Source organism: Flavobacterium jejuense (assembly GCF_006491595.2).
Taxonomy (GTDB): Bacteria; Bacteroidota; Bacteroidia; order Flavobacteriales; family Flavobacteriaceae; genus Flavobacterium; species Flavobacterium jejuense.
On sequence record NZ_VEVQ02000001.1, the window covers coordinates 469,126 to 482,114 of the forward strand.

The following is a 12,989-nucleotide window of genomic DNA, read 5'->3' on the forward strand; positions in this document are numbered from 1 at the left end:
ATTTATGAACTACAATTTAAGAAAAAAGAGGTAGTAATCATAAAAATAACTAAATAATTTGAATTTATTGTTTTAAAAAATCAATCAAACCTTTAAAATAGGTTTGTTGATCATCATAAAAAGCCAAATGACTTCCTTTAGGGCAATATAAATAGGAACCATTTGGTAATAAGTCAGTCATTTTTTTCATGAATTTCGGATCCATAGTATCGTATTCAGCTCCAATAACTAAACTTGTGATGTTAATATTTTTTAAGTCATTTGTTCTGTCCCATTTCTCTAAATTACCAGCGATACCAAATTCACTCGGACCTTGCATCGTAACATAAAGCGATTGATTCATTTTGTCAAATGAACGATTAACAGGTTCTGGCCAATCTTTAGCAGGTAAACGCAAAATATGTTGTTCGTAGAAATTTGGAATCAATAATTCCATATATCTTGGATTTGAAAAATCTTTTGCTTCTTCTATTTTATTGATTTCAAATAAGGCTTCTGGTTTCATTTGTAAAGCCAACACTTCATCTGCATATTTTCCATATTCTGGGCAGCTTGACATCATATTTGATATAATCAATCCTTTGATGTTATTTTGGTATTTTAAAGCATATTCTATTGCTAAAATACCACCCCAAGAATGCCCTAAAATGTAGCAATTATCTTTGGTTAAATTCAAAGCTTTTCTAACTTGCTCTACTTCTTCTACATATCTAGGTAAATTCCAATACAAAGTATCATTAGGATTATCGGAATTACCGCAACCTAATTGGTCGTAATAAATGAACTCAATACCTTCAGCAGGAAGAAAATTTTCAAAACATTCAAAATATTCATGAGTACATCCAGGACCACCATTGAGTAATAATACTTTTATTTTTGGATTATTTCCAATCCGTTTTGTCCAAACATGAAAAGTAGTATCGTTTGTAGTAATAGGAATCATTTTTACACCACCATCTTGAATAACAGTTGAATCGATTTGGTAATAATTTACGATTTTTTCTTTAACTGAAATACTATTTTCTTTTTTACAACTAGTGAAAAAAATTGTAAGGAAAGCTGTTATTAATACTGTTTTCATGATGTTAATCTATTTTATTTAACCAATCTATTGCTACTTGTAATGATTCATTATCATTACACTTTACATCTGGTTGTATTGAACTACCATATTTTGTTTTGTTTCGATCAACAAATATACTTTCTGCTAAATTAATTCTTGAACTATCTGATAAAGTATATGATTTACAACCAGTTGAAACACCAAATGTTTTTGTTCCAAAAAATTTTGTTTTATTACGACCTTTGAATGCAATGCTTATTGCTTCTCCAGAACTTGCTGTTTTAGCATTAATTAATACAGCTACATTTGGTTTTTCATTTTTTAAATGAATCAAATTTGTGTTTTGTTCCACAACTTCACTGTTAAGAAAAACTTTTCCTTCTAAGACTTTCCAAACTTCGTAATTGTTATTATTGTCTAGAAAATATCCTACAATTCCATCTCCTAGAATAGGTTCTATACCTACTAGCATTGGCCACATATTTCCTCCAAAATTATCTCTTAAGTCAACAATCCAACCTTTTAATTCTGCTTTATTTTGCTGGGAAATTTTTTCTGTAATAGTATCAATATAATCTTTTACTGCCTCATTGTTACCAATAAAAAATGGAATTCTAATATATCCAATATCTCTAGGAACATTTTCATCAACTAAAATCGGTAAAGGATTTAAATTCTCAATTTTAGTCGAATTTTTTGCAGGTTCAAAATAACTATGGTTATCTTTTAATTCACTTATTGCAAAAGAAATACAAGGATATGTGTCTTCTATTTTTTTTGAATTTTTAGCATGTAGATATATTTTATTAGTAAAAACAGTCCAATCTATTTCATTCTTTTTGATAGATTTTTGTTCTAATAAAGAAATTACTTCATCAATATATTCCTTTGCTATTGGAGATATTTGATTTCTAGCATTGTTATTACAGCCTAATAGTACTATTGAAAAAGTATATAAAATAAAATGTTTCATTTTATGTTTTTTTGTAAAAGTACTATAAAATCTCTTCTACATGTTTTTTAATATTACTTGCTAATTTTCTAGTAGGTAAATCGTTAGCATCATCACCAAAAGGATCTTCTATCTCCTCTGCAATTAATTCCAAACTAGCTAAAACATAAAAAGTAAATACCACAACCGGAATTACATAATACCCTAAACTAAACACATAACCAAATGGTAAGGTCATAATGTAAAAAAAGATAAATTTCTTTATAAATGAACTATAAGAGTAGGGTATAGGTGTGTTTTTAATGCGTTCACAAGCTCCACAAATATCTGTAAAAGATTGAATTTCACTATTGATAATGATTAATTGATCTCCAGATATTTTTCCAACTTCATGTAAATCATGAATCTTTTGGAACATCATTTTTGCTACTTGATTGGGTCTATGATTGTGATGATTAATGTCTAAGTCTAAATCTTCAAATAGTGTTTTGGCAGTTTCTTCATCATTTAAATGTTTTTGTAGAATAGAAGCATAACCTGGAATAACTCTTTTAAAAAATAGTTTATCAGTGTCTTCTTTTAGAATTACAGATAATTTAATAGCTAAATTTCTACTATTATTGACTAGAGCACCCCAATGTTTTCGACCTTCCCACCAACGGTCATAGGCTGTATTGGTTCTAAATACTAAAAGTAATGAAATAACAAAACCAAGCATGCCATGCATGATTGTAATGTTCTTTACATGACTATCATCGGATAATTGCCAATATTCAATTTCTAAATAAGCTACTGCATAGGAATACAATCCTATAGTAATCATCATAGGAATCAACTGACGAAAGGTATCTGATTTGTGAAAACGAAAAATGAAAGTAATCCAGTCTTTTGGGTTGTATTGAACCATAGTAATTTAGAAATTAGAAATCTGAATCTAGAATAAACGTAAATTTAATAAATTAATTCCAACTTAAAGTTCCTGCTAATTCTTTTAAATTGATTTCAGCAATTTTTGTATTGTATTGTGCTGTAGCATAACGAACAGAAGCTTCAATGAAATTTTGTTGTGCTGTTCTAACTTCAATAGTGGTAATGGTTCCTATTTTGAATTTGGCTAAAGTAATCTCTAAATTTTGTTTAGCAATAGTTACATTTTCTTCTTCCACTTTTATCAACTCTAAATTAGTTTGATAACTTTGATAAAATGATGCTATTTGAGATTCTAGAGCTACTTTTTGTTGGTTTAACAATAAAGAGGCATTTTCTACCTCATATTTAGCTGCTTTTTCTCTTTTATTTTGTAAAAAACCATTGAAGATAGGCACACTAGCTGAAACACCATAAACAAACCCTTGACCAGAAGATTGAGTAATAAAGCCCAAAGAAGCTTCAGAACGAGTAAAGTTATATCCTGAAGTCAATCGAACGGTTGGATACCTATTTCCTTTTACTTGTTTTAAGTTTAAATCAACTATTTTTTTGTTTAAAATTTGAGCTTGTAATTGCGGATTTTGCTTATTTGCTAATTCCTTCATTTCATCATAAGTTAAACTTTCTTCAAAGGTAATTTCTTGCACTACTTTAAATTTAATCTGTAGATCTCTGGCTAATAATTCGTTTAGTTTTGTCTTAGTATTTTGGTACAATTCTTTTTGACTCAAAAGCAAACTTTTATCCGTATTTAAATCAACTTGAGCATTTAAAACTTCTAGTTTAGCAGCTTTCCCAATGGAATATCTATTTTGAGCTGTAGTGACTCTTTGGTTTGAAATTACTATAGCACTATCAATGGAAGCCATGACTTGTTGCTGTTGGACCAAATCATAATAAGTAAGATAAACATCACTAATTCTACTCAGAATAGTTGCTTGTAATTCCGATTTTCCTTGTGCCTCTAATATAGCCAATTGCTCTTTTCTTGCAAACATACTTAATCCATCAAAAATAGTCCAGTCTAAACCAATTCCATAATTAAGGCTGAAGTTTTTAGCATTATTTAAGGTTCTTTCTGAACCATCTGATTGAGTTTGTGTGGTGTTTGTTTGACTGTTGTTATTATTTAAATTAGCACTTAGAGTAGGTAATATTCCAGCGTTGGCTAAATTATTATTCGTTTCGTCAATTTTTAAATTGTTTGTAGCAATTTTTATTTCATAATTGTTTTCCAAAGCTATTTTTACAGCCACTTCAAGCGTTAAAACTTCTTGTGCTTGCATTTGGAATCCAATGAAAAGTAAGAATATATAGGTATATGTTTTTGACATGATTATCTTTCTAAAGCGTCTAAATTATCAAATTCTGGTCGGTGTTTCTTTTGTCTCGACCATAATAAATAGATGGTTGGTATCACAAAAAGAGTTAGAATTAAGGAAAATAATGTTCCTCCTACAATTACAACACCCATTCCCATTCTACTAGCAGAAGCTGCTCCTAGTGACATGGCAATTGGCAAAGCACCTAAAGCAATAGCTAAACTGGTCATTAAAATAGGTCGCAAACGCGATTCAGAGGCTTCTATTATGGCATCATACTTTGACTTTCCTTGTTCACGTAATTGATTAGCAAATTCTACAATTAGAATACCGTTTTTGGTTACCAAACCAATCAGCATAATAGTTCCAATCTGACTAAAAATATTCCAAGTTTGATCAAATAACCATAAGGAAAACAATGCTCCAGCAATTGCCATCGGAACCGTTAAAATGATAATAAATGGATCAATAAAACTTTCAAATTGAGCGGATAAAATTAAATAAATCAATAATAAAGCCAATCCAAAGGCAAATGAAGTATTGGAACTACTTTCCACAAAATCTCTAGATTCTCCTCCTAAATCAGTAGTAAAGGTATCATCTAATACTTTTGCTTTTATCGCATCCATAGCTTCAATACCATCATTAATACTTTTTCCAGGAGCTAAACCAGCATTTACGGTTGCCGACATGTATCTGTTATTATGATACAACTGTGGAGGATTACTTTGTTCATCCACTGTTACCACATTATCCATTTGGATTAAATCTCCTTTATCATTTCTTATGAAAATAGAAGTTAAATCTAAAGGAGTAGCTCTGTCTTGTTGTATAAACTGACCAATTACTTGGTATTGTTTTCCATTCTTAGTAAAATAACCAAAACGTTGTCCGCTTAATGACAATTGCAAAGTTTGGGCAATATCAATTACTGAAATACCTAAGCTCTTAGCTTTTTCTCTATCAATTGTAACGTTAATTTCAGGTTTATTGAATTTTAAATTGACATCAACCATCGAAAAAGTAGGATCTTTAGTAGCTTCTTCCATGAAAGCAGGAATTTTTTCTTGTAATTTTTCGAAATTCTGTGCTTGAATAATATATTGAATTGGCAAACCACCTCTACGACTCACTGAAATAGTAGGCTGTTGAATTACAGATGTTTTAATATCTGGATAACGTTTGGTCCATTTGGAAACATCATCAGCAATTTCCATTTGAGATTTTTTTCTTTCACTAGGATCTTTTAAAGAAATTCTAATGAAACCACTATTTACAGCACCTCCACCACCAAAACCAGGTGACGAAATCACTAAACTAACTCGCTTTCCAGGAATAGAATCGTCAACTAATTGCGACATTTCTTGCATGAATCGATCTGTGTATTCGTAAGTCGCTCCTTCTGGAGTAGACATTCTCATTACAAAACCACTTCGGTCATCTAATGGAGCTGTTTCCTTTTGGAGGATACTAAAAAATAAATAGATTAAACCAAAACAAGCTGTGATTATAGCAAAACTAACCCATTTGTGTTTTACAAAACGTTCTAAATAACTTGCATATCCTTTGTTTAATTTTACAAAATAAGGTTCGGTCAATTCATAGAATTTAGTTCTTTTTTGTTCGCCTCCTTTCATTAAATAAGCATTTAACATAGGAGTTAACGTCAAGGATACAAAAGCAGAAACTAAAACTGCTGCACCTATGACGACACCAAATTCTCTGAATAATCTTCCCACAAAACCTTCTAAGAAAATTACAGGTAGAAATACAGCAGCCAAAGTTATTGAAATGGAAATAACAGCAAAAAAGATCTCATTGGAACCTTTTATGGCTGCTTCTATAGGAGACATGCCTTCTTCTACTTTTTTAAAGATATTTTCGGTCACTACAATTCCATCATCTACTACTAATCCTGTGGCTAAAACAATAGCTAATAAGGTTAGTACATTGATGGAAAATCCAAATAACCACATGATAAAGAAAGTTGCGATTAACGATACAGGAATGTCAATTAAAGGTCTAAATGCTATGGCCCAATTTCTGAAAAACAAATAAATAATTAGAATTACAAGTATAATCGAAATCATCAATGTTTCAACTACTTCTGTTACCGAACGTTTTACAAAAACAGTGGAATCAATAGCAATGTTTAATTCGATATCCTTTGGTAAGTCCCTTTTTAATTTTTCATATTCTTTATAGAATTCATCTGAAATATCTATATAATTGGCTCCAGGTAAAGGAACGATAGCTACAGCCACCATGGGTTTACCAGATTGTGTCAATTGGGTTTCAATATTTTCAGGGCCTAAAGTGGCGGAACCAATATCACTCAAACGAATGACTTTATCACCATCTGCTTTGATAATGATATTATTAAACTCTTCAGATGAAGTTAGGTTACCAACAGTTTTTACAGTTAATTCAGTATTGTTACCAGTAATTTTTCCCGAGGGTAATTCTACATTTTGATCGTTTAAGGCTTTTCTAACGTCAGCTACTGTTAGTCCGTATGAGGCTAACTTGTAGGGATCAATCCACAAACGCATCGCATATTTTTTATCACCCCAAATTTGAATTCCACTCACACCTGGAATAGTTTCCAATCGTTGTCCGATGACATTTTCAGCATAATCACTTAGTTCTAGAGCATTTCTAGTTTCACTTTGAACAGACATGGAAATAATAGCCTCACTATCTGCATCAGCTTTAGAGACTATCGGTTGGGAATCAATATCTTCGGGTAAACTTCGAATAGCTTGTGATACTTTATCTCGAACATCATTTGCAGCTTCTTCTAAATCTTTTTTAAGGTTAAATTCAATTGTTATTGAACTTCTTCCTTGATTACTGGAAGAAGTTATATTTCGAATACCATCAATCGAATTGATGGCTTTTTCTAAGGGTTCTGTAATTTGAGATTCAATGATATCTGCATTGGCTCCTGTATAATTGGTACGAATGGAAATTTGTGCAGGATCAATTGAAGGATATTCTCTAACACCTAAAAATTTATATCCAATAAACCCAAATAAAATAATGGCTAAATTTAGTACAATAGTAAGTACTGGTCTTTTTATACTTAATGTAGATAAACTCATACTTATTTTTTAAGGGTTACTTGTACCGTAGTGTCAGGTTTTAAACTCATAATACCACTTATAATAACGGTATCTCCAGCTTTTAAACCTTCAGTAATTAAAATAGATTCTTCCGTTCTAGTTCCAGTTTGTATTTGTACTTCCTTAGCTTTACCATTAGTAACAACAAATACTTTTTTACCATTTTGAATAGGAATAATGGCTTCAGTAGGGATTAAAATTGCTTTTTCAATTGCGTTTAATGGTAATTTTACATTGGCATATGTTCCAGGAAATAATTTTCCTTCTTGATTATTGGCTTTAGCACGAACTAAAAGTGTTCTAGTTGTAATATCAACACTTGGTTCCATAGCATAAACTTTAGCTTTTAAAATTTCTTTAGAACCTGAAACAGTAAACTCGATTTCATTATTGATTTTTATTTCACTGGCATACTTTTCTGGAATAGAAAAGGTGATTTTTACTTCACTAGCACTAACTAAATTTGTTACCACAGTAGTAGGAGTGAGGTACGTTCCTGGAGAAATATTGCGTAATCCTATTTTTCCTGAAAAAGGAGCTTTGATAGCTGTTTTAGCGATTTGTGCCTGAATTAACTGGGTTTGTGATTGTAAACTTCTATATTCTGCGCTAGCAATGTCATATTCTTCTTGACTGATGGCTTCTTTTTCCAATAACAATTTGGCTCTTCTTTCGTTTTCACCTGCTAAGTTTTTACGAGTAATTGCTTGTGCTAATTGCGCTCTTAACTCGATATCATTTACCTTAAAAAGGATTTGACCTTTATTCACATTTGATCCTTCTTTGAAATAAATATTTTCTACTATTCCTGAAACTTCACTTCTTATAGCTACTTGCTCGTTAGCATCTATTGAACCTGAAACAGAAATGATGTTGGAAAATTTTTCTTCGGAAACTACTAAACCATTTACATGAATACTCGGCTTTTTATCACCATTAGGTTTACTGGTATTAGTTGAAGCTTTGTCAGCATTGGTTTTCATACGGTAACCAATAAAGCCTACAAAAAGGATGATAATAAGTGTTAAAAGTAGTGTTCTAAGTTTCATTTGGTGACTATAAAATTATGTTAACAAAACTAATTGTTCCAATTTTAGAAAGCCAATTACTTATAATTTATTTAACAATTGTATGTACAAATAAAACAAATATGAACTTAATTGTTTTATAGTATATCTTTTTTGAGCATTAAGAAGTTAAAAATATGTTTTATTTAGAGTTAGGATACTTGTAGAGTTATTTTTGTTCTAATACAATTTCTCCACAACCCGCTCTTTTTCCTGCAGCTCCACTTGGTTGAGAGGAGAAATCATCAATTCCTTCATGTATAATAATCGCTTTTCCAACGATGTTTTTATCTGTATCAGCACAATCAATGCACCACAAATCAGTATCTCTACTTATTGTTCCAATACCTTGTGCGTCTATTTCTATGTTTCCGATATCTCCTTTGTGAAAAGGAGTTGTTCCCCATATGCCATGATCTTCATTTGTTGGATTCCAATGTCCTCCTGCTGAAGAACCATCATTTGCACTACAATCACCTTTTTCATGAATATGTATAGCATGTTTTCCTGGTGCTAAACCTGACAAAGTTGCCACCATAGAAACCATTCCTTCATTTTCAGTGAATGTGACTGTACCTGAGACTGCACTATTGCTCTTCGCTGAAATAATAGCTGTTGCTGTTATTGATTTTGAAATGGTATCCGTTACAATGTTTGTTACTGGTTCTGTATCTTTTTCCTTTACTTTGTTGTCTTTACAACTTACTATTGCTAAACAAATTAGTCCTATACTTAAGTATTTTTTCATATCTATTGTTTTAAAGTTTGTAATCATTTTTTCTTGTTGTAAAATTACTATTTTAAGAACAGTCATGTGTTACACAATCTCCATTTATGGAGTAATTATAATTCTGTAAACTTCATTTAGTTTTTCAATGGATTCTATCTTAATTTTATAGAAAAAGGTTTAAGGTATTTTAGGACGAGATATACAATAGAAAAGTCCTCTCATTGGAGGACTTTTCTATAAGCGTTATTTTTTATCAAAAATGGTAGGTTTCTTTAAGAAAACTTTTGAAATCAATTTCATCATGGCCAAGTATTTCTTCTAAAGTACTTCCAGTAATATTGAAATCATCATTTTTAATAGCGGCTGCAAACAAAGTAGACATTAGAATAATTCCTTCTGGAAGTCCAATTTGTGTAAGCATTTTTTCATATTCTTTGGGATCTGGGCTTGTATATGATACATTAGTATTTGACAAAGAAGATAGTATAGTTGCTATTTCTTTAAATGAATGTGTGTTTTTTGAAGTTAAATTATATACTTTATTTTCATATTCTTCACCAGTTGCTATTTTTGCAATTGCTTCTCCTAAATCTTTGCGGTTTGCAAAAGCAACTTTTCCCTCATCAGCGGGAAAATAGATTCCCGTTTCAAAAACATTTTCACCAATAAACATTGGAATTACATCTGAATATAAGTTGTTTTGTAAGAAAGTATATAAAAAACCATTTGATTTAATATATTCTTCGGTTTGAAAATGATCTTCTAGTAATGGTTTTATAGGTGAATTAGTAATATCTTTAATAGTTACACCAGTGTAAAGAATATGTTTTACATTATTTTTTTTTGCAGCATCAATGACATTTTTATGTTGTCCTATTCGATTATTAAAGTCGCTAGAAGAGATTAATAAAAGTTTGTCAATTCCTTTCATAGCTTTATCTAAGGAATCAATATCGTGATAATTTCCTATTTTAATTTGCAGTCCTTTTTCCTTAAATAATTGTGCTTTTTCTTTGTCTCTTACTAAAACTGAAATCTGACTTGCTGGAATTTTGTTTAAAGCATGTTCAATTACAATTGAACCTAAATGACCAGTTGCTCCTGTTATTAATATATTACTCATAATTTTTTTAAATTAATTAGTTACTATATATAAGTTTATTACTTACTTTTGTAGAGCAAATATCTAAAAGTTTGCATAAAGAAACAATAAGGCACCAATTTGTGATTAGCTTACTTTTTGGTTATTAATGTTGTAAATCAATTTGTTATGGGAGAAAAAATATTTGATAAAATTGAAATTGATTATGATAATTGTCCAATTAGAACTGTATTAGATCGTTTTGGTGATAAATGGTCAATTTTAATTCTTCTGATTTTAGGTGAAAATGAAAAATTAAGATTTAATGAAATTAATAAAAAAGTAGGTACAGATATTTCTCAAAAAATGTTAACTGTAACTTTACGATCGTTAGAAGCTGACGGATTGGTTACACGTACAGTATTCCCACAAGTACCGCCAAAAGTAGAATATGAAATTACAGATTTAGGAAAATCATTGGTTCCATTTATTAATGAGCTATCAAAATGGGCTAATACTAATATGGAAACTATTAAGAACTCAAGAGAAAAGTTCGCTAAGTAGACTGTATAATTTATTATATTTTACAAAAACAGAGGATGTGTTTCTTTTAAAAGGTAATAGTTCGATTCTTAGGTCAATGCAGAGTTTGGTTTTTTACTTATATATTCAAAATATGGTTTGTTAGTACAAAAGAACCACTAATAAGTAATAAGTTAATACAGGCTCTGATGATCCAGTTTTGTTTTGAGAAATCATGTTTTAACATTTTACTTAATAAAACGATTAAGCTCATAATAAAAAACCAAGTGGTGAAAAAGAAGTTTGTTTTTCCGCGAACAATTGTAGTAACAATATCATGAATGAAACCACAAAAAACAAATGTAAAAATTAAGGAAATGGAAACGGAAAAACTTTTTTTTAAGGGTTTGAAAATGAATTTACCCAAATAATACCCAAAAATAGGATTCCAATATTTCCAAAAAGTAGAAAAATTTTTAGCACCTAAAGAACGATAAAGGTTATTTCTTAAGGATTTAGAGCTTCCTATTGGCACACCATTTCTTTTTATTATATATTGTGATAGTGTGATGTTCATTTTTAAATACTTTTTTTATTTTTTAGTAGAAGCTTACTTACTCTATTTTGCACAGTTTCATTTCAGAAAAAACTCTAACAGAAGTTTTGTATTGGTCAAGTTTCTTAAAACTCTTACCTTAATTGGTAGTTTGTTAAGAAACTTGTTATTAGTACTGAAAATTTAGATCTGTTAAAGTTCCTGTATAATTTCCAGATATACTATATTGCGCGTTTGAATAGGAAAATGTAATAGTATAAATTCCATTGTTTTGTACCATTGTTGCTTGACCAGTTAAATCATTTGTACTTACTTCGTCAGATGAAACATATTGATTATTTTGAATGATTACATTCGTATTAACTCCTGAATGATCTATATAAGCAATATCAGAATTAAAATTAAAGTCAGTATAATCACGCACAGGATAAGTAGTGTTTTCAATAGCTCCTAGGTTTTGCACGGAAGTGTACATATTAAAATCAATTAATTGGGTGATATTGTTTGAATAAACAAATTCATTATTATTTAAAGTAACATCTCCATTGGTTAAGATAAAATAGAATCTTCTTTGATCATAATTAGGATCAGTACCTGTATAATTAGGAATGAGAAACCCTTTAGTTAAGGAATAAGTTTGTCCGTTAACAATCAATTCTCCAGTATTTGATTGGATATCTATAGTATTGTCATTATCTGATGAACATGATATTGCTAAAACTGCAATTAAAAGTACTATAAATAAGTTGCATTTTTTCATGAGTACAGTTGTATTTAAATGAGATATAATTATTATTCAAAAATAAATTAAGGATAATTTTCAGCAAAACTAAACTATTTATTTGTCTTTATTATCATTCTTCTGATTCTGGCTTAAAAAGTGCAATTGTGTAGTCTAGTAATGCTATGTTTCCAAATTCTCCGTGTCCAGGAATTACAATTTTAATATTAGGAAAAGCTTCTTTTACTTTCGTAACTGTTGCTGACCAATCTTTGACATTAGCATCTGAAAGGTTTCCTTTTCCTCCATTTATTTCTTTAATCATACAACCTCCAAAGAGTATTTTTTCTTTGGGAAAATAACCAATGACGTTGTCTTTTGTATGTCCTTCTCCAAAAAACTGGATAATTACATTTTCATTACCTACTTTGAGTTCAAGCTCATTTTGGAAACTGTTTCTTGAAAGATCTATGTTTTTTTTTTTTGCAAATTGAACTGTTTTATAAAAGGCATAGGTAGGAATTTCATGTCTGTTAAATGCTTTTATACCTCCTAAACAATCGTCGTGAAAATGTGTAGGAATCATGGCTTTAATTTTGCAATTTAGAGTTTTGTTTATCCAGTTTATAAGTTCTTCAGAACTTTTATCGTCAACTGCTGTATCAAAAACGATGGCTTCATTTGATGATTTTATAACCATTCCATTACAAGCAACTTTACCAAAATCAGTTGTGTTTAAATAAGAAATATGTTGGTAAACATTTTGAGAGATTTGTATAATGGTTATGTTCTCTGTTTGATATGATGTTTTAGATTCCGAAAGCGAAAGTTTTTTAGTAGCGTTACAACTGATTAAAAAAAGTAGGGTTAAACTAAAAGATATTAGTTTTATAGGACTTCTCAGTACCGTTTTTTTGCTT

At 30.1% G+C, this 12,989-nt stretch carries 12 protein-coding genes; 1 reads left to right on the forward strand and 11 read right to left on the reverse strand.

Features of this window, described 5'->3' with window-relative positions; genetic code table 11:
• Positions 1-64: 64 nt before the first annotated feature.
• The 8 genes from FIA58_RS02210 to FIA58_RS02245 all read right to left on the reverse strand — a co-directional run bounded on the left by FIA58_RS02210 (position 65) and on the right by FIA58_RS02245 (position 10,312).
• Entirely contained in the window at positions 65-1,081 is a 1,017-nt protein-coding gene (locus tag FIA58_RS02210; RefSeq protein WP_140959578.1) for a proline iminopeptidase-family hydrolase, read from the reverse strand.
• 4 nt (positions 1,082-1,085) lie between these two features.
• Entirely contained in the window at positions 1,086-2,036 is a 951-nt protein-coding gene (locus tag FIA58_RS02215; RefSeq protein ID WP_140959580.1) for a S41 family peptidase, read from the reverse strand.
• 22 nt (positions 2,037-2,058) lie between these two features.
• A complete protein-coding gene (locus FIA58_RS02220) occupies positions 2,059-2,922 on the reverse strand; it encodes a bestrophin family protein (protein ID WP_140959582.1) in 864 nt (287 codons plus the stop codon).
• Between the two features lie 52 nt (positions 2,923-2,974).
• Positions 2,975-4,279 carry a TolC family protein gene (locus FIA58_RS02225; protein ID WP_140959584.1) on the reverse strand — a complete coding sequence of 435 codons (1,305 nt, stop codon included), beginning with the start codon at positions 4,277-4,279 and terminating at the stop codon, positions 2,975-2,977.
• A 2-nt stretch (positions 4,280-4,281) separates the two neighbouring features.
• Positions 4,282-7,371 carry an efflux RND transporter permease subunit gene (locus FIA58_RS02230; RefSeq protein ID WP_140959585.1) on the reverse strand — a complete coding sequence of 1,030 codons (3,090 nt, stop codon included), beginning with the start codon at positions 7,369-7,371 and terminating at the stop codon, positions 4,282-4,284.
• 2 nt (positions 7,372-7,373) lie between these two features.
• Positions 7,374-8,441, reverse strand: coding sequence for an efflux RND transporter periplasmic adaptor subunit (locus FIA58_RS02235; RefSeq protein ID WP_140959587.1), 1,068 nt, complete (start codon positions 8,439-8,441; stop codon positions 7,374-7,376).
• Positions 8,442-8,628: 187 nt separating this feature from the next.
• Complete coding sequence (locus FIA58_RS02240; protein WP_140959589.1) at positions 8,629-9,207, reverse strand: superoxide dismutase family protein; 579 nt, start codon at positions 9,205-9,207, stop codon at positions 8,629-8,631.
• A 235-nt stretch (positions 9,208-9,442) separates the two neighbouring features.
• Positions 9,443-10,312 (reverse strand): SDR family oxidoreductase, encoded by an 870-nt coding sequence (locus tag FIA58_RS02245; RefSeq protein ID WP_140959591.1) that lies wholly within the window; start codon positions 10,310-10,312, stop codon positions 9,443-9,445.
• A 147-nt stretch (positions 10,313-10,459) separates the two neighbouring features.
• Between FIA58_RS02245 and FIA58_RS02250 the strand changes: the two genes are divergently transcribed.
• Complete coding sequence (locus tag FIA58_RS02250; protein ID WP_140959593.1) at positions 10,460-10,834, forward strand: winged helix-turn-helix transcriptional regulator; 375 nt, start codon at positions 10,460-10,462, stop codon at positions 10,832-10,834.
• A 97-nt stretch (positions 10,835-10,931) separates the two neighbouring features.
• Here FIA58_RS02250 and FIA58_RS02255 read toward each other — a convergent pair whose 3' ends face one another.
• The 3 genes from FIA58_RS02255 to bla all read right to left on the reverse strand — a co-directional run bounded on the left by FIA58_RS02255 (position 10,932) and on the right by bla (position 12,973).
• Positions 10,932-11,369: an MBOAT family O-acyltransferase gene (locus tag FIA58_RS02255; RefSeq protein ID WP_140959595.1), complete on the reverse strand. Its 438-nt coding sequence runs from the start codon at positions 11,367-11,369 to the stop codon at positions 10,932-10,934.
• A gap of 148 nt (positions 11,370-11,517) precedes the next feature.
• Positions 11,518-12,108: a hypothetical protein gene (locus FIA58_RS02260; protein WP_140959597.1), complete on the reverse strand. Its 591-nt coding sequence runs from the start codon at positions 12,106-12,108 to the stop codon at positions 11,518-11,520.
• Between the two features lie 94 nt (positions 12,109-12,202).
• Entirely contained in the window at positions 12,203-12,973 is a 771-nt protein-coding gene (gene bla, locus FIA58_RS02265) for a subclass B1 metallo-beta-lactamase (RefSeq protein WP_317167860.1), read from the reverse strand.
• Positions 12,974-12,989 lie beyond the last annotated feature (16 nt).

Excerpts from the sequence above, each read along its gene's own strand:
- FIA58_RS02210 (WP_140959578.1), bottom strand. The coding sequence starts at position 1,081 with ATGAAAACAGTATTAATAACAGCTTTCCTTACAATTTTTTTCACTAGT.
- FIA58_RS02215 (WP_140959580.1), bottom strand. The coding sequence starts at position 2,036 with ATGAAACATTTTATTTTATATACTTTTTCAATAGTACTATTAGGCTGT.
- FIA58_RS02220 (WP_140959582.1), bottom strand. The coding sequence starts at position 2,922 with ATGGTTCAATACAACCCAAAAGACTGGATTACTTTCATTTTTCGTTTT.
- FIA58_RS02225 (WP_140959584.1), bottom strand. The coding sequence starts at position 4,279 with ATGTCAAAAACATATACCTATATATTCTTACTTTTCATTGGATTCCAA.
- FIA58_RS02230 (WP_140959585.1), bottom strand. The coding sequence starts at position 7,371 with ATGAGTTTATCTACATTAAGTATAAAAAGACCAGTACTTACTATTGTA.
- FIA58_RS02235 (WP_140959587.1), bottom strand. The coding sequence starts at position 8,441 with ATGAAACTTAGAACACTACTTTTAACACTTATTATCATCCTTTTTGTA.
- FIA58_RS02240 (WP_140959589.1), bottom strand. The coding sequence starts at position 9,207 with ATGAAAAAATACTTAAGTATAGGACTAATTTGTTTAGCAATAGTAAGT.
- FIA58_RS02245 (WP_140959591.1), bottom strand. The coding sequence starts at position 10,312 with ATGAGTAATATATTAATAACAGGAGCAACTGGTCATTTAGGTTCAATT.
- FIA58_RS02250 (WP_140959593.1), top strand. The coding sequence starts at position 10,460 with ATGGGAGAAAAAATATTTGATAAAATTGAAATTGATTATGATAATTGT.
- FIA58_RS02255 (WP_140959595.1), bottom strand. The coding sequence starts at position 11,369 with ATGAACATCACACTATCACAATATATAATAAAAAGAAATGGTGTGCCA.
- FIA58_RS02260 (WP_140959597.1), bottom strand. The coding sequence starts at position 12,108 with ATGAAAAAATGCAACTTATTTATAGTACTTTTAATTGCAGTTTTAGCA.